The following is a 17,396-nucleotide window of genomic DNA, read 5'->3' as shown; positions in this document are numbered from 1 at the left end:
GTCACGTGCTCCAACCGGGAGGAGAGCCCGGCTATGCCCGGATCAGCGCGGCCAGGTCGCCCCGGGCGCGTCCTGCCAGACGGTGCTCGGCGGAGCGAGCGACTCCAGCTCCTCGAACAGCGCGTCGCGGATCTCGAGCGCGTCGTCGGCCACGAAGGAGTCGTAGTGCTCGGCGGAGGTGGCGCCGACGACCGTCGTCGTCACGCGGGGGTCGCGCGTCGAGAACTGCAGCGCGGCGGCGGCGAGCGGCACGCCCGCCCGCTCGCAGGCCGCTCCCATCGCCGCGACGGCGTCGACGATCTCGCGCGGCGCCGGCCGGTAGGCGTAGGAGGCGACCGGCTCAGGCCAGCGCGCGAGGGCGCCTCCGCCGTAGACCGCCGCGTTGACCACGATCACGCCGCGGTCGACGGACGCGTCGATCAGCTCCTCGGAGGAGCGGTCGACGAGCGTGAAGCGGTTGTGGGTGATCACGGCGTCGAAGAGGCCGGTGTCGACGTAGTGGCGCAGCATCGGCGCGGGTCCGCCCGAGATCCCGATCGAGAGGGCGACGCCCGCCTCCTTCATCGCGACGAGCGCGCGGACCGGGCCGTCCTCGGCGAAGGCCTCGTCGTACGAGATGCGCTCGGGGTCGTGCAGGTAGAGCAGGGGGAGGACGTCCATCCCGAGGCGCTCGCGGCTCTCGTCGAGGCTGCGGCGCATCCGCTCGGCCGAGTAGCTGCCGGTGCTCGGGTCGCGGTCGAGCTTGGTGACCACGGTGATCCCCTCGGGGACACCGCCGCGGGCCTGCAGGGCCTCGCCGATCAGGCGCTCGCTGTGGCCGCCGGCGTACTCGTTGGACGTGTCGACGACGGAGACGGCGCGGGTGGCGGCGTCGGAGTCGAGGACGCGCTCGAGGGCCGGCACCCGATCGAGGTCGGCGACGCGCTCGGGGCGCCAGGAGGTGCCGAGGGTCAGCCGGGTGACGGTGGCGCCGGACGGGCCGAAGGGCCGGAGGCGGGAGGACTGCGGAGTCATCCGCTCAGCCTGGCAGCGCCGGGGTCCTCCCGCATCCCGCGGCGGATGAACGGTCAGTGGACGAGAGTGCTCAGCCCGACGACGCCGAAGCCCGGAAGCATCGTCGGGAGCGTCCCGGCGGAGAGGTGGGCGATCCGGAGGACGGTGACGGAGCGGAGCGGCGCGGCCGCCTCCGAGGTCGACGAGATGTCCTGCTCAACGGGATCCATCCGCGGCGCCTTCCGCGGGGCTCGACGACCGGCGGCGGACCTGCCCGAGGCCACCCTCTCGGCGGGACGCGGGCCGGTGGTGCGGCCTAGGCTCGGCGCGTGACCGTCGTAACCGCCGCCGCCGACTCCTCCGCCCGCTCCGCCGTGCTCGACGCTCTCGCCACTCCGGCGCTGGTGCTCGACGAGGCGGTGCTCGACCGCGACATCGCCGCCGTCGCCGCGGCGGCCCGCGAGCGGGGCCTGGCGCTCCGCCCCCACGCGAAGACGCACAAGTCGCTCGAGATCGCCCGCCGCCAGCTCGCCGCAGGGGCCGTAGGGCTCACCGTCGCGACCGTCTCGGAGGCCGAGGTCTTCGCCGCGGGAGGGATCCGCGACCTCTTCATCGCCTACCCGCTCTGGCTCGACGCCGAGCGCGCCGGGCGGCTCCGCCACGTCCTCGCGAGCGCCCGGGTGCGGGTCGGCGTCGACTCGGCGGAGTCGGCCGAGCGCCTGGCCGCGGCCCTGCCCGAGCGCGAGGGGCTCGAGGTCGTCGTCGAGATCGACTCCGGCCACCACCGCAGCGGCGTGCTCCCCGCCGAGGCCGGCCCGATCGCCGCGGCCGCCGTCTCGGCCGGGCTCGACGTCGCCGGCGTCTTCACCTTCCCCGGCCACAGCTACGCGGCCGGCAACGGAGCGTCGGCCGCCCGCGACGAGGCGCGCGCGCTCGCCGAGGCGGTCGCGTCGCTCGCGGCGTCCGGAGTCGAGGCCCGCGTGGTCAGCGGAGGCTCGACCCCCTCGGCCGCGTTCGCCGACTCCTCGGTGCTCACGGAGCTGCGCCCCGGAGTCTCGGCCCTCGGCGACGCCCAGCAGTGGGAGATCGGCACGATGGCGCCCGAGGACATCGCCGTCACCGTCCTCGCCACGATCGTGTCCCGCCGCGGCGACCACCTGATCGCCGACGCGGGCAGCAAGGTGCTCTCCTCCGATCGCGGCGCGGCCTCGAGCGGCTTCGGCCGCCTCCCGGAGCACCCGGAGGCGCGCATCCCGGTGCTCTCGGAGCACCATGCGACGATCACCGGAGTCGACCTCCCGGTGGGGACGCGCGTGCGGATCGCGCCCAACCACGTCTGCGTCGCGGTGAACCTGGCCGACGAGTACCGCGTCCTCCTCCGCGACGGCGGCGGCGCCGTCTGGCCCGTCGACGCCCGCGGGCGGAACAGCTAGGCGATCCGCGAGCGCGGGATCCGCAGGCCGAGCAGCGCGCTCGCCGCCAGCAGCACGAAGGCGGAGGCGAAGGCCGCGGTCGGCGACGCGGCGTCGGCGAGGGCGCCCGCGAGCAGCGGCCCGATCACGCCGCCCAGGTCGGACGCGGCCTGGAACACCGAGACCGGCTTGCCGCCGCGCTCGCCCGCGGCGTCACCGACCAGCGCGCCCGGGGCCGTGCCCATGAAGGCGGCCGCCGCTCCGTAGACGCAGAGCAGCACGACGAGCAGCCACAGCTCCGAGACGAACGGCATCGCCAGCATCGCCACCGCCGCGACGGAGAACCCGCCGATCAGCGCCGGGCGCCGGCCGACCGTGTCGACGAAGCGGCCGGCGGGCGCGAGCGCGATCGTCTGCACCACCGCGGCGATCGCGAACGCGATGCCGGTCCAGGCGGGCTGCCCGCCGAGCCCCTCGACGACGAGCACGGGGACCAGCGTCGCGCGGACTCCCATCGCCGACCAGCCGAGGGCGAAGTTCGCCAGCACCGCGCTCTGGTACCGGCGGTCGCGGGCGACCTCGCGCAGGGGCTTCGTCCTCGCCGCGGCGGACGGTGCCGCGTCGCGCTCCGGCCGCTGCAGCAGGATCAGCCCGACGAGCCCCGCGATCGCGAGCGTGCCGGCGTAGAAGAAGAAGGGGGCGGTGAGCGAGATCGCCGTGAGCACGCCGCCCACCGCGGGGCCCGCCATGCCGCCGAGCAGGAAACCGCCCTGGTAGAAGCCGATCGAGCGGCCGCGCCGCTCCGGGCTCGCGGTGCGCAGGAGGAGCGTCATCGCCGCGACGGAGAACATCGCGGAGCCGATGCCGCCGACTCCGCGCAGCAGGAGGAGGTGCGGGTAGTCGGAGGCGAAGCCGACCAGCGCCGAGGAGAGCGCGACGATGCCGATGCCGACGGCGAGCACGACCCGCTCGCCGAACCGGTCGACGAGCGGCCCCACGAACGGATTCGCGACCAGCCGCATCAGCGCGAACGCCGAGACGACCGCGCCGACCGCCGTGTAGTCGACGCCGAAGCTGCGCACGTAGGTCGGCAGCACCGGCACGACGACGCCGAACCCCAGCATCACGAAGAAGGCGACGACCCCCAGCACGAGCACGTCCCGCGGCAGTCGCTCGCTGTCTCGGGAACGCCACGGGAATCGCACTTGTCGACGCTACCCCTTCTCGAGGGCCCGGCCCGCGCCTCGATGTGTCGAGTTCGCGCCGACCGTCCGACACCCTCTCCGCGATGGATGCGGTCCCAGGACCCGGCGAATCTGCCGGCGAATGAGGAGACGTCATGAAGAGTCCTCTGTGGTTCGGGTCCGGTCTCGCTGTCGTCGCGCTGGCGCTGACGTCGGTTCTCGTGGCGCAGGTGGCCTCGGCCGCTCCGATTCAGCCGAACAAGAACTGCGAGGACGAGTTTCAAGGGGGGTGCGTGAAGTGGTACACCGGCGTCTCGACCTGCGATCACATCGTCGAGACCAGTGCCCCGGAATATCGCGAGAAGGCCTGCGCGGTCTGGGTCACGACGGGGACGATGCACATCGAGCGATGAACGATGGTGGACCGCACGACCGCCTCATCGGCGGTACTCGTATCCGTGCTGCTCCTCGTGGGCTGCACCGAGCCGGGAGGCGATCAGGAGGCCGCTCCCTGTGTCCCGCTCGAGCGCACGTGGAACGACTACGCGCCGGAACTCGATCCCGTTCTGCGTCCACCGTTTCGCGAAGCCCTCGAGGGCTTCGACGAGAGCTCCTCGAACTCGATCGCGTCCGACGCTGCTCGTCTCGCCACGAGCAATCTGCTCTCCGCGATCTCCGGGGATCGACGAGCGAGCGAGTACTTCTGGAACGCCATGGACCTGATCGGCCGTGAGTGCGCCGAGGCGGGAGTCCCGCTGTCGTTCGACCACCACGGCGAGCAGCTGACGACGGGGAGCAGCGCCGACCACGGGCGCCCGCCCTGGGTCGTCGATCCGCCGCCTCAGCCGGAGAGCGGCACGATCGAGCCGACGATCCCGGAGTAGCTCACGTAGTAGAGGACGCCGTCGCGGTGGAGGACGCCGCGGCCGGGGTAGCTCTCGTCCGGTCCGTCGGGCCCGTCGAGGAAGCCCGGAGCCGCGGTGTCGTCGGCGGTGAACCCATCCGCGAGGAGCGCGGCGCTCCGATCCGGCCACTCCGCGTCCGGGACCGCCAGCTGCCCGACCACGACCGACACGTCGCCCTGGCCGCTCCACCGGCAGAGCACCCCGTCCTCGGCGATCTCCTGCACGACGGGGTAGTCGACGTCGTAGACCGTCGCCTCGGGCGAGAGGGCGAGGCCGTCCTCGGCGAGCGACGCCTCCTCCTCGGCCGTGAGCAGGTCCTCGCAGGGGAGCAGGGCGGTGGCCGGGGTCGCGGTGGGCAGCGGAGTCGCGCTGCCGGCGCTCGCGGTCGGCACGGCACTGCTCGGCGTCGGAGCGCTCGAGATCAGCGGTGGAGCTGTCGTCGGGGCCGTCCCCCCGTCGGCGCTTCCCGTGCAGCCGCTCAGCGCGAGCAGCCCCGCCGCGCAGGCGAGCAGCGCACCGGCGCCCCTCGCGGTCGTCGTCCGGATCATCGCGAGCCCCCTCGTCCGCGGCGGCCGCATCGCCGCCCCCTCGATCCTCTCCTCCGCCCTCGCCGGCTGTCCACCGCCCCCGGCCGGCGCAGAGGCGACTACCGCTTCGGCCCCGCGCCGATCGCCCAGACCCGCGGCGGCACGGTGCCGTTGACCGCGTGGTCGCCGACGATCCGCGCCTTGAACACCCACGGATTGTGGCTCGCTGCCGTGCGCGCGTTGCGCCAGTGCCGGTCGAGGTTCTTGCGGGTGCTCACCCCGGAGGCGCCCAGCGCGTCGAAGAGGTCGGAGGTCGCCCGGGTGGCCAGTTGCGTCAGGACGATCTGGGCCTGCGCCGTCTCGAGCTCGGCGAGGTCGTTCTGCCGCTCGTCCTCGAGCGGGTCGCCGTCGAGGGCCGCGTCGTGCGCCCGCTGCAGCGCGACCGCCGCGCGCTCCACGATCGCCGCTCCCGCATAGGCGGCGGCCGAGACCTGCCCCACCACCTGCAGGATCTGCGGATCCGCCGCGAACGACTCGGCGTTCCCGTGCGAGAAGATCCGCGTCCGCGCCCGCACCTCGGCTGCGATCTCGCGCTCGGCCCCCGCGATCGAGCCCGCCAGCACGGCCAGCAGCACCGCCTGGTAGAACGCGGTCTGGTAGCGGAACCGGGTCTCGAAGTCGATCACGTCCTCGGCCGCGACCACCGCCTCCGTGAAGGTGCTCGTCCCCGAGCCGGTGGTGCGCTGGCCGAAGCCGTCCCAGTCGTCGGCGTGCTCGACGCCCGCCTGGCGAGCGTCGACGATCGCGATCACCTTCTGCCCGGTGTCGGTGCGCTGGGCGAAGGTGTCGATCCAGTCGGCGAAGACGCTGCCGGTGGAGTAGTACTTCGTGCCGGTCACCGTGAACCGCGTCGGGTCGCCCTCGACCGGAGCGACCTTCGTCTGCACGTCGCCGATCGCGACCGTGCCGACCTCGGTCCAGGCGTTGCCGCCGAGCTCGCCGTCGGCGAAGCGCCGGAGCCAGCGCTCGCGGGTCCCGTCGGTCGCGAGCAGCCGGTCCTCGACCAGGGCGAAGTGGCCGCGGAGCGCCTGGGGGAGGTTGGAGTCGGCGGCGGCCAGCTCCGTCAGCAGGCGGAACAGCTGGGGGAGGCTCGCGCCGGCCCCGCCGGACTCCAGTGGCACGCGCACCGCGCCGAACCCGGCGTCCGCCAGCGCTCGGATCTGCGCGACCGGCAGCTCGCGCGCGCTCTCCCGCGCCGCCGCCCCCGCCGCGATCTCGGCGAACAGCGGCCGGAACCGCCCCGCCAGTTCCTCGTAGTCCACCTCGGGCACGGCCCGCACGTCGGTCGCGGTCATCGTCGGCTCCTGTTCCGCTGCGCCCACCCCGGGCGGCTCGTGCTCGACGGTAGGGGAGGAGCCCGGTCCGCGGTCCGCCCGTGACGCCCGGTGTCCCTCCGTGACGCCCGGTGTCCCTCCGTGACGCCCGGTGTCCCTCCGTGACCTCCGGTGTCCCTCCGTGACGCCCGGATCGGGGAATGCCTCGCCCCCGGGGCTGTTGGCCCAGGGGATGTCCTCCACCACTCCCGTCCCCCCGTCCGACCCCCGCAGCGCCCTCGTCGTCGGTGCGACGGGCATCGGCGGCTCCGCCCTCGTCGACCTGCTCACCGAGCAGGGGTGGCCGGTGACCGCCCTCTCGCGCCGCCCGATCGACGCGCTCCCCGGCGTCACTCCGCTCGCCGCCGACCTGCGCTCCGCCGAGGACCTGGCCCGCGTTCTCGCCGACCAGCGCCCCACGCACGTCTTCTTCACCGCCTGGTCGCGCCAGGCGACGGAGGAGGAGAACATCGCGGTCAACGGCGGCATGGTCCGCGACCTCCTCGCCGCGCTCGCGCACGCTCCCGTCGAGCACGTCGCGCTGGTGACCGGCCTCAAGCACTACCTCGGCCCGTTCGAGGCGTACGGGCAGGGCGCGATGCCCGACACCCCGTTCCACGAGGAGGAGGAGCGCCTCGACGCCCCGAACTTCTACTACGCGCAGGAGGACGAGCTCTTCGCCGCGGCCGGGCGCGCCGGGTTCACCTGGTCGGTGCACCGTTCGCACACGGTCATCGGGCACGCCGTCGGCAACGCGATGAACATGGGGCTGACCCTCGCGGTCGCGGCGTCGATCCACCGTGCCGAGGGCACCCCGTTCGTGTTCCCCGGCTCGCTCACGCAGTGGAACGGACTCACCGACATGACCGACGCGACGATCCTCGCCGAGCAGATGCTCTGGGCGTCGACGTCGGAGGCGGGCCGTGACCAGGCCTTCAACGTGGTCAACGGCGACGTCTTCCGCTGGCGCTGGATGTGGACCCGGATCGCGGAGCACTTCGGCGTCGAGCCGGTCGGCCCGGGGGAGGAGCCGCAGCCGCTCGAGCAGCAGATGGCCGATGCCGAGCCCGTCTGGCGGCGTCTCGTCGACGAGCACGGGCTGATCGAGCCCGACCTCTCCCGCGTCGCCTCCTGGTGGCACACGGACGCCGACCTCGGCCGGAACCTCGAGGTCGTCACCGACATCGGCAAGTCCCGCCTCGCCGGCTTCACGGCGTTCCACCGGACGGTCGACTCGTTCACGGCGCTCTTCGACCGCTACCGCGCGGAGCGCCTGATCCCCTAGCCCGTCGGCCCTCATCCGTCGCCGCTCCGTCGTCCGCCGGACACCCCGTCGACACCCCTCGTCTCCCCGCCGTGCCTAGCGTCACGGCATGGCGGCGAGCGGATGATCGAGCGGGTGGACCCGTTCCTGGGCACGGAGGCGACCGCGCTCCCGGAGCCGACCGGGGTCGCAGCGACGTGGTGGTCGCCGAAGCCGCAGATCGGCAACACGCACCCCGGAGCCACCTACCCCCTCGGCATGGTGTCCGCGTGCTCCTACTCCGGCGCCTATCCGACGGGCTACGGCCGCTACGACCTCGCGCTCGAGGGGGTCCCGCCGACGCTCCACGACGGCCTCGAGGCGAGCGGATTCACCCACTTCCAGCAGTCGGGCACCGGCGCGATCCGCAAGTACTACAACTACCTGCGGGTCACGCCGATGCTCGAGCCGCTCGACGAGCTCGGGCGCAGCTGGGCCCTCGAGGACGAGGTGGCGGAGCCCGGCTACTACGCGGCGACCCTCTCCTCCGGCGTGCGGGCCGAGCTCACCGTCGGGCCCGCCTCCGTGGTGCACCGCTACACCTTCCCCGAGCACCGCAGCGCACGCGTGGTGGTCGACCTCTCCCTCGGGGGTCTGGCGATCCCGAGCGGAGCGACGGTGCCGCTGCGCGCGCAGCTGCACTCGATCTCGCCCGGCGTCGCGGCCGGCGAGGTCGTGATGGAGGGGGCGCCGCTCGCGGTGCACCTGGAGTGCGACGCCCTGCAGTGGCGGCAGATGCTCTGGTACGACCGCCGGCTGATGCCCGGCGGGACCCGGCTCGACTTCGACCACATCCGTCCCACCACGCTGCGCCCCTTCGGGCTGATGTGGGCGGGACCCAGCACGGCCGGGCAGACCGTCGAGCTCCGGATGGGCTTCTCGCTGCGGGGCACCGACCGCGCCCGCGAGAACCTGCATCGCGACGTTCCTCCTGCGGGCACCGGGTTCGACCAGCGCCGTGATCGCACCCGCAAGACGTGGCGGAAGCGCCTGCGCACGATCGCCGTCGACACCCCGTCCGCCGAGCGCGAGACGGTCTTCTCGACCGCGCTCTACCACTCGCTGATCAAGCCGTGCCTCGCCCCCTCAGAGAGCCCGTTCTGGCCGACGGACGGACCCTTCGTCTTCGACATCAGCACGATGTGGGACATCTACCGCACTCAGCTCCCGCTGCTCACGATGCTGCTGTCCGAGCGGGCGGTCGAGATCGCGGCTGCGCTCCTGACCATCTGCGAGGAGGAGGGCAACTTCCCGATCGGCTACCGGATGGCCAAGGGCAGCGACCGGTTCTCGCGCCAGGGCAGTGCCCTCGCGCACACCTTCCTCGCCGACCTCTGCCGGCTCGGGCTGCCCGGCGTCGACTGGGACGCCGCTCTCGTGCACATGAGCGAGGACCTCAAGCGGATGTACGGCGAGGAGTTCCTCGCCGCGGGGGAGGCTCACCCGATCAGCCACACGCTCGACCTGGCGCACGGCTACTGGTGCACAGCGGTCGTGGCCCGCCACGTCGGCGATCTCGAGCTCGCCGAGCAGCTCGAGGAGCGCGCCGCGCAGTGGGTGAACGCGTTCGACCTCCGCTCCGGCCTGCTCAAGGACTCGACGTACTACGAGGGCACCCGCCACAACTACTCCTTCCGCCTGCTGCACGACATGGCCGGGCGCATCGCCCTCAGCGGAGGGGACAGGGGCTTCATCGCCCAGCTGGACGAGTTCTTCGGCTACGGAGCCGAGCCGGTCGTCCAGCCCGGGCTGCGCCCCGAGCGGAGCGAGATGCTCGCGGGAGCCGAGCTCGGACGCTTCGAGGGGCTCAACAACGAGCCCGACATGGACTCGCCGTGGGCGTACCACTACGCGGGACGGCCCGACCGGACCGCCGAGATCGTGCACGGCGTGCTGCACCAGCGGTTCGGAGCGGGCCGGGGAGGCCTGCCGGGGAACGACGACTCCGGCGGCCTCAGCTCCTGGTACGTGTGGGCGAGCCTCGGGCTGTTCCCCGTCGCCGGGCAGGGCCTGGTGCTGGTCAACGCGCCGAGCTTCGCGCGCGCGTCGGTGGCGATCGGAGGGGCCGACCTCGAGATCCGGACCACCGGCTTCGTCGAGCCCGAGCCGGGTGGGCCGGTCCAGTACGTGCAGTCGGCCGAGTTCGACGGCGCGCCCCTCCTGACGAGCGTCCTGACCGCGGCCGCCCTCCATCTCGGCGGTGAGCTGCTCCTGCACCTCGGTCCGGAGCCCTCCGACTGGGGGACCCTGCCCGAGCACCGGCCGCCCTCGTGGCCGGCGCGCCGGCACTGACCCCCGCTCGCTGTCACCCCCGCTACCACCGACCCCGCGCGTCCGGCCTCCGCCGCCGCACCCGACCGACGACCCCTGAAGGAGACCCATGGACCAGAGCACGCACTCGAACACCGTGCAGAACAGACTCGTCATCGTCGTCCGCGCCGATCCGGTGATCTGCGGGCACTCCGTCGAAGCGCGCAATCTCGCCGAGACCGCCCGGGAGCGCGGGTTCGACGAGGTCCGGATCGTCACCTGGCCGATCGACCGGCTCGAGGCCGCGGGCCTCCCGCTCAAGCCGCTCGACGCCGTGCTGCCCTACAGCGACGGCATCGTCGTGGAGCGGCCGGGACCAGTGGGTGACTACAAGGTCCCGGACGGCCGCTGGCTGGCCGGGATGACCGGACGCCTGATCGAGCTGTTCACCGACGGCGTCCCGACCGTCTGCCTCTCGCTCTACCTGAGCCCGCACACGCTCGTCGTGGCCGACGCCCTCCGCGCCGCCTGGAGCACAGGCCTCCCCGTCGAGGTCACCACGATCGCCGAGGCCGTCGGCTCCGACGTCACCAACGTGGTTCGCCGGGCGGTGGAGGAGGGCCGGCTGGGCGCCGCCGCCCACATCCTCTCCTCCTACCTCTCGCAGGACCACTGCGTCGCGGTGTCGGAGTACACGCGCGACCTGATCATCGAGGAGGCGGAGCGCGTCGACGCCGCGCACGGGACGCGCTTCGCTCCGCAGTGCCGGGAGCGCATCGCCGTGTCCTACCCGGCGATCGACGCGGACGCCTACCTCGACCTCGACCCCGGCGTCGTCGAGGAGGTCGTGCGGGCCCGCGGACTCCGGACCGACGGCTACGTCCTCTTCCTCTCGCGCCTGACCGAGGCGAAGGGCGTGGAGGACCTCATCACCGGTTACGAGCGCAGTGCCGTCCACGAGCGCCACGAGCTCGTCATCGCGGGTCGCGGTCCGCAGGAGGCGGAGCTGCGCCGGATCGCGGCGGCGTCGCCGCTGGCGCACCGCATCCGCTTCCTCGACGACGTCGGCGACGCGGAGAAGCCCTTCCTGATGGCGGGCTGCGCGGCGTTCGTGCTCCCGAGCAAGCCGCGACCCGAGTTCGTCGAGACCTTCGGCATCGCGCTGGCCGAGAAGATGCTCGCCGGGGGCGGGCCGATCATCACCACGCTGACCGGCGGCATCGGCGAGGCGATCGGCGAGCACGCCTTCGTGACCCCGGTCGACAGCCCGGACACGATCGCCGCGCTCCTCGACCACGCCGTCCTCGAGCTCAGCGCCGACGAACGCGCACGCCGAGCGGCGGCCGCCCGGGAGTACGCCCTGCAGTTCGATCGGCGGGTCGTGTTCGACCGCCTCTTCGCCCGCCTGGCGCGTCCCGCCGTGGCGACGGCGTCGCTCTAGCGGCGGGAGTCCGGAGAGGCCGTCGCTGCGGCGCCCCTCGCGATGAGCACGTCCGGCGAGAGCTGGTGGCGCACGAAGCGGAGCGTGAAGCTGCGGCGGTCTCCTCCGGAGACCCGCTCGGCGAGGACGCGGATGCCGAGGACGGCGACGACGCGCCACTGCTCGGTCTCGTGGGCGACGACGGCGCAGAAGAGGTCGCCCGGGCGCACCTCGTCGACGGTGGTGGTGAGGCTGTTCGTTCCGTGGGTCATCTGGCCGCTCCTGGTTCCGGCGGACCTCGCGGACGGCGCTTCGGGTGCGCCGCGCAGCCGTCCGCCGGTCGCTCGAGAGGGGGGCCCGAGCGGCCGGCGGCCGGTCATGCGTGCGACAGCAGGGACGAGCCCGCCGGAACGACCCCGTGCCGCAGGAGCAGTGTAGGACTGCGACCCTGACCGTGGCGCGGAATGTCAACCACTTGCGAGCGCGCTCCCGGGGTTCTCAGGCCCGGAGACGACGGAACCCGCCTCCCGGGCGGGAAGGCGGGTCGTGTCGGTGTGCGGCGGCGGAGCCTGATCGGGAGCGGCTCCGGCGCGGAGGGTCAGGCGGCGGGCTCGGCGCGGCGCAGCGGGACGGCGGCGTTGCTCGTCGGCTCGGGCACGATGCGGAGGCCGGCGCCGCTGTTGGCGCGCTCCATGAGGGCCTTGACCCACTCCGGGTTGATCGTGGGCTGGCGGCTGCCCTTGAACTCGAACTGGATCGGGATGGTCGGGTGCATCCACACGCCGCGGCGGCCGGTGCCGGCCTGGGGGCTCGCGTCGAGGGTGAGCAGGAAGCGCTCGTCGCGGCGGAACTTGTTGATGATGACGATCTGGAGGTGGGCGAGGGCGCGGTCCTCGACCTCGATGGCGGCGGGGGGAGTGCCGTACAGGATGTTGCCCATGGTGTGCTCCGATCTGACGTACGAGTGGCTGACGTCCGTCACTCTATATCGCTAGAAAGACTTCCTACTAGTTGAGCTAGCTACTTACGTCGCGGACTGCGTTTTCTGTCCATCGCCGCCGGTCGCCTCGATTCTCCGACGGACCCGGGGCGCGGCAGAAGTCCTTCGGAGTGAACTCTCGGGGACGCACGGCCACGGCCGCGTGGACGCGCGTCAGGCGCGGCGCTGCTCCAGCACGCCGTCGGCGTACTCGCCGATCGGCTCGCCCGCGAGCTCCTGGGCGGCGTCGACCGTCTCGGAGTCGGCCGGGCGCTCGACGATGTCGCGCATCGTCTGCAGGAAGCGGATGACGGTCCCGGCCTCGGAGGGGTTGAGCGTCTCGGCCGCCTCGAGCATGCGGCGGTGCATCTCGTCGAGCGTCTCGCGCACCTCGCGGTGGGAGGTCGGGGTGGCGACGATGCGGATGGCCCGGCGGTCGCTCGGGTGCGGCTCCCGGACCACGTGCCCGCTCTTGACCAGCCGGTCGATCAGCACGGTCGTGGAGGCGGAGGAGATGCCGAGGTAGGAGGCCAGGTCCTTCGGGCTGACGTGCACGCCCTTCTGCTGGCGGCGCATGAGGAACTGCACGGCCAGCAGGTCGTTCTCGCCCATGCCCATGGATCCGCGGGTCCGGCGGCGCATCGCGGCCTCCGCCGTGCGGAAGGCGCGCATCGCGGCGAGGACCTCCACCGCTCCGGGCTCGGTCGCCTCACCCGAGAACCAGAAGGCCCCGGGTCGCTTCAGCGTGACCTCATCCATGCCGAACAGTCTAGACAGTCTCGTAGCAAGAACATCTAGACAAGCCAACCTCCCTCGAGGTGCTTGCCTGAAGGGGCGGCGACCACTACGAAGGGACTACTAGTTAGACGAGCTAGTGACTCATTCGCGAAGGGAGCTGCCCGTGCTGGACGAACTCGACCGCCTGCAGCCGCTCCTGGCTGACGTCGTGGATCCGCTGGTCGGCTCCACCCTGGCCGGTCGCTACCTCGTGCTCGAGCGGGTGGGGGAGGGCGGCAGCGCCGTCGTCTACCGCGCCCGCGACCTCCGCCTCGCCCGCCAGGTCGCGGTCAAGGTCCACCGCGACGTCCCGGACACCCCCAACGAGCGGGCGCGTCGCGAGCGCGAGATCCGCTTCCTGATCGACTCGCGTCACGCCTCCGTGGTGGACGTCCTCGACCAGGGCGAGATCCCCGGCGAGGAGGGCGACCTCGCGTTCCTCGTCCTCGAGTACTTCGACCGCAGCGACCCGGCGGCCGACTGGTTCGGCTCCGGCGATGAGCGGCTCGTCGCGGAGGTCGGCGCTCAGGTGGCCGATGCTCTCGCGCACCTGCACGCGCAGGGCGTACTCCACCGCGACGTGAAGCCCGAGAACGTCCTCGTCCGCTCGCGCGCCACCGCATCCGGCTTCTCCGCGCACGAGGCCAAGCTCAGCGACTTCGGGATCGCCCGCTCGGTCGACGACGCCCGGCTCACCCGCTCCGACGTGCTGGTGGGCACCGCCGCGTACCTCAGCCCCGAGAGCCTCGGCTCCGGCCCGGTCGGACCGGCGTCCGACGTCTACTCGCTCGGGCTGGTCCTCCTCGAGGCCGTCTCGGGCCGCAGGGCCTACACCGGCACGACGCTCGAGATCTCGATCCAGCGCCTCCACCACGCGCCCGTCGTCCCGGAGACGGTCCCGGCGGAGTGGCGCGAGCTGCTGACCGCGATGACCGCTCTCGATCCGGCCGACCGCCCCTCCGCCGAGGAGGTGGCACGCCGGCTCTGGGCGCGCCTGGCCGGCGGCCCCGCCGCAGCCCCCTCCCGCAGCGGAGTCACGGGCACGGTCGCCCTCGTCGCCGCGGGCCTGGTCGGCGCGGTGACGGCCCTCTCGCTCACCGGCTGGCTGGGCTGAGCGCCCCGAGCGGTCCTCGTCCGCTCAGGTTCCTCGCGAGCGTGCTCCCGTAGGCTCCGGGCGACCCTCGACCGACCCCGAGCCGCGTCGCCGCGGACCGAACGGAGCCGATCCCATGAGCCCGCGCCGCCTCTTCCGCCTGCTGTCGATCGTCGAGGCGGTGACCTGGACTCTCCTGATCGTCGGGATGCTGCTGAAGTACGCGGCCGGAGCCGGCGACTGGCCGGTGAGCGTCGCCGGGCCGATCCACGGGTTCGCGTTCCTCGCCTACGGAGCCGCGGCCCTGGTGCTCGCGGTGAACCAGCGGTGGTCGGCGGGCGCGACGGCGCTCGCGGTCGTCAGCGCGGTCGTGCCCTACGCGACGGTCCCGCTGGAGCGCGGCTTCGAGCGCCGCGGCCTGCTGGAGGGCCCGTGGCGGACGCACGCGACGGACGACCCGCGCGACCGGCGCGTGACGAGCCGGCTCCTCCGCTGGGCGCTCGCGCGGCCCGTGCTCGCCGGGGCGCTGGTCCTGGCTCTGGTCGCCGTGGTCTTCGCGGCGCTGCTGGTGGTCGGCCCGCCCGGGGGCGGCGAGGCCTGATCCCGCGCGCGGCGTGCCTCAGACGGGGCGCGTCTCCGCGTCGATGAGGATCTCGGCGGCGCGACGCGCGTGCAGGGCGGCCTCCGGGGTTCCGGCGATGGCCGCGGTGGTCTGGGCGCCCTCGGCGAGGATCGCGAGCTGCGCGGCGAGCTCGGCGCCGCCTCCCGCCTCCTCAGCGAGGGTCGCGAGGAAGCGCTGGAACGTCTCCTTGTGGTCGCGCGCCATCTCGGCAACCATCGGGTTCGACGAGCCGAGCTCCCCGAAGGCGTTGATGAAGCCGCAGCCGCGGAACGAGTCCTCGGAGAACCAGTCGAAGAGGAAGTCGTAGATCGCGAGCAGCTTGCCGCGAGGTCCGTCCGCCGCGGCGACCCGGGTGGTCACGCCGAGGGTCCACTGCTCGTGCCGGCCGTGCAGGACGGCGACCACCACCGACTCCTTGCTCGGGAACTCCGAGTAGAGGCGCTTCAGCGAGACGCCCGCGGCCGTGCGGAGCTCGTCCATCCCCACGGACTGGATGCCGCGCTCGTAGTAGAGCCGGTCGGCGGCCGCGAGGATCGCCTCGCGGGGAGGGCGCTCGTCGAGGATCGGGGACATCCCTCCATGGTAGGCGGTACCAGAACGGGCGTTCTCGGTCGGCTGCCGCGCTCTCCGCAGGGGGTCCGGGGGTCGGACGCTGCTGCTAGCGTCGCGCTCGGGTGCGCAGGCGCCCGGGGACGGGAGGCGGACGCATGGTCGTCGCGATGCAGGCCGAGGGATTCGACGGGCCGGAGGCGCTGCGCGCCGTCGAGGTCGATCCGGGGGAGCCGGCGCCCGGCAGGGTGCGGATCGCGGTGCGCGCAGCGGGCGTGAACCCGGCCGACGCGAAGCTCCTGCGCGGGATGTTCGGGCGCGGACGGGTGCCGGTCCGGCCGGGCAGCGAGGTCTCCGGAGTCGTGACCGCGGTCGGCGAGGGGGCCGAGGGGCCGCTCGGACCGATCCGCGTGGGCGACGAGGTCGTGGCGTTCCGGGTCTCCGGCGGCTACTCCGCCGAGCTGGTCGCGCCCGCGAGCGCGGTCCTGCCCAAGCCCGCCGGGCTCGGCTGGGCGGCGGCCGCGGGCCTGCTGCTGGCCGGGACGACCGCCGAGCACCTCGTCGAGGCCACCCGCGTCTCCTCCGGGGACACCGTCCTGGTGCACGGGGCGAGCGGGGCCGTCGGCTCGCTCGCGGTGCAGCTCGCGGTCGCCCGCGGAGCACGGGTGCTGGGCACCACGAGCGAGCGCGGCGAGGAGGTCGTCCGCCGCTTCGGCGCGGAACCGGTCCGCTACGGCGCCGGGCTGGAGGAGCGCGTGCGCGCCCTGGCCCCCGGCGGCGTCGACGTCGCGCTGGACACGGCGGGCACCGACGAGGCGCTGGACGCCTCGGTGGCTCTGGTCGCCGACCGCTCGCGCATCGCCACTGTGGCCGGCTTCGAGCACGCCGCCCGCCTCGGCGGGATCCTGATGCTCGGCGGCGGACCGGGAGCCGATCCCGGCACCGCCCTCCGCGACGCCGCCCGGCCGGGCCTGCTCGACCGCGCCGGTCGCGGGGAGCTCGAGGTCGTGCTCGGGCCCTCCTTCCCGCTGACCGAGGCGGCCGCCGCGCTCGCCCTCGTCGAGTCGGGCCGCGCGCGCGGCAAGACGGTCCTGCTCCCCTGAACGAGACGTCCTCCCTCGACCTGCCGGCCCTCGGGCCCTTCGACTCAGCCGGCGCCGCGAGCCTCCTCCGCAACCACGCCCTCCCCGGAGTGGAGCGGGTCTCGGCCGACGGCCGGCGCCTGGAGCGCCTGCTCACCCTCGACGGGGCGCCGCGGCCGATCGTGCTCGAGGTGACGGAGACCGGGCTGCGGGTGGAGGCGGAGCCGGACGTGCTGACGCCGGCGGCCGCGGTCGTCCGTGCCTGGTTCGACCTCGACTCCGACGTCGTGGCGATCGGCGCCGAGCTCTCGCGGGACCCGCTGCTCGCCCGCTCCATTGCGGCCCGACCGGGGCTGCGCGCGACGCAGTACCCGGAGGCGTTCGAGGCGGCTGTCATGGCGGTCCTCGGCCAGCAGGTGTCCGTCGCCGCGGCCCGGACCTTCGGCGGACGCACCGCCGCGGCCTTCGGCGCCCCGGGGGAGCGCGGTCTGCTGGCGTTCCCCGCACCCGCCGCCCTGCTCGCGCCGGAGTTCGAGGCGCTGCGCTCAGCGATCGGGATCACCAACGCCCGGGCGCGGACGGTCCGGGCCGTCGCCGAGGCCTTCGCCGCCGGACCCGTGCTCGACCGCGCGGGCGACCTGCCGGAGCAGCGGCGCGCGCTTCTCGCGATCCCGGGCATCGGGCCGTGGACGGCCGACTACCTCGCGCTCCGGTTCCTCGGCGATCCGGACGCCTTCCCCGCCGGCGACCTGGTGCTGCGGAAGGCGCTCGGCCGGGTGAGCACGGTGGAGGCGGAGGCGGCGTCGCAGGCGTGGCGGCCGCACCGGGCGCACGCGGCGTTCCACCTGTGGGCGAGCACCGGAGCGGTCTGAGCGGACGGACGACCCGAGTCGAGAGTCCGCGCCCGGACCGGCGGCCGGGACCGGT

General features: G+C 73.8%; 19 protein-coding genes. 10 read left to right on the top strand and 9 right to left on the bottom strand.

Features of this window, described 5'->3' with window-relative positions:
* Positions 1-42 precede the first annotated feature (42 nt).
* On the bottom strand, positions 43-1,014 hold the full coding sequence (locus C5C44_RS02415; RefSeq protein ID WP_104335204.1) for an aldo/keto reductase: 972 nt from the start codon (positions 1,012-1,014) through the stop codon (positions 43-45).
* A gap of 53 nt (positions 1,015-1,067) precedes the next feature.
* Positions 1,068-1,223, bottom strand: a complete 156-nt coding sequence (locus tag C5C44_RS16865) for a hypothetical protein (protein ID WP_181132667.1) — start codon at positions 1,221-1,223, stop codon at positions 1,068-1,070.
* Positions 1,224-1,322: 99 nt separating this feature from the next.
* Between C5C44_RS16865 and C5C44_RS02410 the strand changes: the two genes are divergently transcribed.
* On the top strand, positions 1,323-2,426 hold the full coding sequence (locus C5C44_RS02410) for an alanine racemase (protein ID WP_258066630.1): 1,104 nt from the start codon (positions 1,323-1,325) through the stop codon (positions 2,424-2,426).
* Here C5C44_RS02410 and C5C44_RS02405 read toward each other — a convergent pair.
* Positions 2,423-3,610: an MFS transporter gene (locus C5C44_RS02405; RefSeq protein ID WP_244229579.1), complete on the bottom strand. Its 1,188-nt coding sequence runs from the start codon at positions 3,608-3,610 to the stop codon at positions 2,423-2,425. The genes C5C44_RS02410 and C5C44_RS02405 overlap by 4 nt on opposite strands.
* 134 nt (positions 3,611-3,744) lie before the next feature.
* Here C5C44_RS02405 and C5C44_RS02400 point away from each other — a divergent pair, with 134 nt between their 5' ends.
* Both C5C44_RS02400 and C5C44_RS02395 read left to right on the top strand, forming a co-directional pair.
* Positions 3,745-4,002, top strand: a complete 258-nt coding sequence (locus tag C5C44_RS02400; RefSeq protein WP_104335203.1) for a hypothetical protein — start codon at positions 3,745-3,747, stop codon at positions 4,000-4,002.
* Positions 4,003-4,005: 3 nt separating this feature from the next.
* Positions 4,006-4,473, top strand: a complete 468-nt coding sequence (locus tag C5C44_RS02395; protein ID WP_104335202.1) for a hypothetical protein — start codon at positions 4,006-4,008, stop codon at positions 4,471-4,473.
* Here C5C44_RS02395 and C5C44_RS02390 read toward each other — a convergent pair.
* Both C5C44_RS02390 and C5C44_RS02385 read right to left on the bottom strand, forming a co-directional pair.
* Positions 4,431-5,042: a hypothetical protein gene (locus C5C44_RS02390; protein ID WP_104287713.1), complete on the bottom strand. Its 612-nt coding sequence runs from the start codon at positions 5,040-5,042 to the stop codon at positions 4,431-4,433. The genes C5C44_RS02395 and C5C44_RS02390 overlap by 43 nt on opposite strands.
* A gap of 98 nt (positions 5,043-5,140) precedes the next feature.
* On the bottom strand, positions 5,141-6,376 hold the full coding sequence (locus C5C44_RS02385; protein ID WP_104233459.1) for an acyl-CoA dehydrogenase family protein: 1,236 nt from the start codon (positions 6,374-6,376) through the stop codon (positions 5,141-5,143).
* 211 nt (positions 6,377-6,587) lie between these two features.
* Between C5C44_RS02385 and C5C44_RS02380 the strand changes: the two genes are divergently transcribed.
* The 3 genes from C5C44_RS02380 (at position 6,588) to C5C44_RS02370 (ending at position 11,388) form a co-directional block, all read left to right on the top strand.
* Complete coding sequence (locus tag C5C44_RS02380; protein WP_104319292.1) at positions 6,588-7,679, top strand: SDR family oxidoreductase; 1,092 nt, start codon at positions 6,588-6,590, stop codon at positions 7,677-7,679.
* 114 nt (positions 7,680-7,793) lie between these two features.
* Positions 7,794-9,989, top strand: a complete 2,196-nt coding sequence (locus C5C44_RS02375) for a glycoside hydrolase domain-containing protein (RefSeq protein ID WP_258066629.1) — start codon at positions 7,794-7,796, stop codon at positions 9,987-9,989.
* Between the two features lie 88 nt (positions 9,990-10,077).
* Positions 10,078-11,388, top strand: coding sequence for a glycosyltransferase (locus tag C5C44_RS02370; protein WP_104335200.1), 1,311 nt, complete (start codon positions 10,078-10,080; stop codon positions 11,386-11,388).
* Here C5C44_RS02370 and C5C44_RS02365 read toward each other — a convergent pair.
* From C5C44_RS02365 to C5C44_RS02355, 3 genes are all read right to left on the bottom strand, one after another.
* Entirely contained in the window at positions 11,385-11,639 is a 255-nt protein-coding gene (locus C5C44_RS02365; protein WP_104246999.1) for a hypothetical protein, read from the bottom strand. The genes C5C44_RS02370 and C5C44_RS02365 overlap by 4 nt on opposite strands.
* A gap of 326 nt (positions 11,640-11,965) precedes the next feature.
* Complete coding sequence (locus tag C5C44_RS02360; RefSeq protein ID WP_104335324.1) at positions 11,966-12,307, bottom strand: ATP-dependent DNA ligase; 342 nt, start codon at positions 12,305-12,307, stop codon at positions 11,966-11,968.
* 213 nt (positions 12,308-12,520) lie between these two features.
* Positions 12,521-13,105, bottom strand: coding sequence for a MarR family winged helix-turn-helix transcriptional regulator (locus C5C44_RS02355; protein WP_104224167.1), 585 nt, complete (start codon positions 13,103-13,105; stop codon positions 12,521-12,523).
* Between the two features lie 142 nt (positions 13,106-13,247).
* On the opposite strand from C5C44_RS02355, the gene C5C44_RS02350 reads away from it, so the two are divergent.
* Together C5C44_RS02350 and C5C44_RS02345 are read left to right on the top strand one after the other, a co-directional pair.
* Positions 13,248-14,237, top strand: coding sequence for a serine/threonine-protein kinase (locus tag C5C44_RS02350; RefSeq protein ID WP_181132665.1), 990 nt, complete (start codon positions 13,248-13,250; stop codon positions 14,235-14,237).
* A gap of 115 nt (positions 14,238-14,352) precedes the next feature.
* Positions 14,353-14,817 carry a DUF3817 domain-containing protein gene (locus tag C5C44_RS02345; protein WP_104225947.1) on the top strand — a complete coding sequence of 155 codons (465 nt, stop codon included), beginning with the start codon at positions 14,353-14,355 and terminating at the stop codon, positions 14,815-14,817.
* A gap of 18 nt (positions 14,818-14,835) precedes the next feature.
* Here C5C44_RS02345 and C5C44_RS02340 read toward each other — a convergent pair whose 3' ends face one another.
* Positions 14,836-15,411: a TetR/AcrR family transcriptional regulator gene (locus tag C5C44_RS02340; RefSeq protein ID WP_104224170.1), complete on the bottom strand. Its 576-nt coding sequence runs from the start codon at positions 15,409-15,411 to the stop codon at positions 14,836-14,838.
* A gap of 134 nt (positions 15,412-15,545) precedes the next feature.
* Between C5C44_RS02340 and C5C44_RS02335 the strand changes: the two genes are divergently transcribed.
* On the top strand, positions 15,546-16,490 hold the full coding sequence (locus C5C44_RS02335; RefSeq protein WP_258066627.1) for an NADP-dependent oxidoreductase: 945 nt from the start codon (positions 15,546-15,548) through the stop codon (positions 16,488-16,490).
* Positions 16,487-17,341, top strand: coding sequence for an AlkA N-terminal domain-containing protein (locus C5C44_RS02330; protein ID WP_308471035.1), 855 nt, complete (start codon positions 16,487-16,489; stop codon positions 17,339-17,341). The genes C5C44_RS02335 and C5C44_RS02330 overlap by 4 nt, the downstream gene beginning before the upstream one ends.
* The last annotated feature ends 55 nt before the right edge of the window (positions 17,342-17,396 follow it).

Origin of the sequence: Rathayibacter sp. AY1F6 (assembly GCF_002932035.1) — a bacterium.
GTDB lineage: Bacteria > Actinomycetota > Actinomycetes > Actinomycetales > Microbacteriaceae > Rathayibacter.
Note: the sequence above shows the minus strand (reverse complement) of the source record. Positions and strands in the feature narration are given on the sequence as shown.

Bases quoted from the DNA above. Each gene is read 5' to 3' on its own strand.
- C5C44_RS02380 (WP_104319292.1), top strand. From the start codon at position 6,588: ATGTCCTCCACCACTCCCGTCCCCCCGTCCGACCCCCGCAGCGCCCTC.
- C5C44_RS02400 (WP_104335203.1), top strand. From the start codon at position 3,745: ATGAAGAGTCCTCTGTGGTTCGGGTCCGGTCTCGCTGTCGTCGCGCTG.
- C5C44_RS16865 (WP_181132667.1), bottom strand. From the start codon at position 1,223: ATGGATCCCGTTGAGCAGGACATCTCGTCGACCTCGGAGGCGGCCGCG.
- C5C44_RS02370 (WP_104335200.1), top strand. From the start codon at position 10,078: ATGGACCAGAGCACGCACTCGAACACCGTGCAGAACAGACTCGTCATC.
- C5C44_RS02415 (WP_104335204.1), bottom strand. From the start codon at position 1,014: ATGACTCCGCAGTCCTCCCGCCTCCGGCCCTTCGGCCCGTCCGGCGCC.
- C5C44_RS02355 (WP_104224167.1), bottom strand. From the start codon at position 13,105: ATGGATGAGGTCACGCTGAAGCGACCCGGGGCCTTCTGGTTCTCGGGT.
- C5C44_RS02385 (WP_104233459.1), bottom strand. From the start codon at position 6,376: ATGACCGCGACCGACGTGCGGGCCGTGCCCGAGGTGGACTACGAGGAA.
- C5C44_RS02390 (WP_104287713.1), bottom strand. From the start codon at position 5,042: ATGATCCGGACGACGACCGCGAGGGGCGCCGGTGCGCTGCTCGCCTGC.
- C5C44_RS02345 (WP_104225947.1), top strand. From the start codon at position 14,353: ATGAGCCCGCGCCGCCTCTTCCGCCTGCTGTCGATCGTCGAGGCGGTG.
- C5C44_RS02360 (WP_104335324.1), bottom strand. From the start codon at position 12,307: ATGGGCAACATCCTGTACGGCACTCCCCCCGCCGCCATCGAGGTCGAG.
- C5C44_RS02395 (WP_104335202.1), top strand. From the start codon at position 4,006: ATGGTGGACCGCACGACCGCCTCATCGGCGGTACTCGTATCCGTGCTG.
- C5C44_RS02365 (WP_104246999.1), bottom strand. From the start codon at position 11,639: ATGACCCACGGAACGAACAGCCTCACCACCACCGTCGACGAGGTGCGC.
- C5C44_RS02340 (WP_104224170.1), bottom strand. From the start codon at position 15,411: ATGTCCCCGATCCTCGACGAGCGCCCTCCCCGCGAGGCGATCCTCGCG.
- C5C44_RS02335 (WP_258066627.1), top strand. From the start codon at position 15,546: ATGGTCGTCGCGATGCAGGCCGAGGGATTCGACGGGCCGGAGGCGCTG.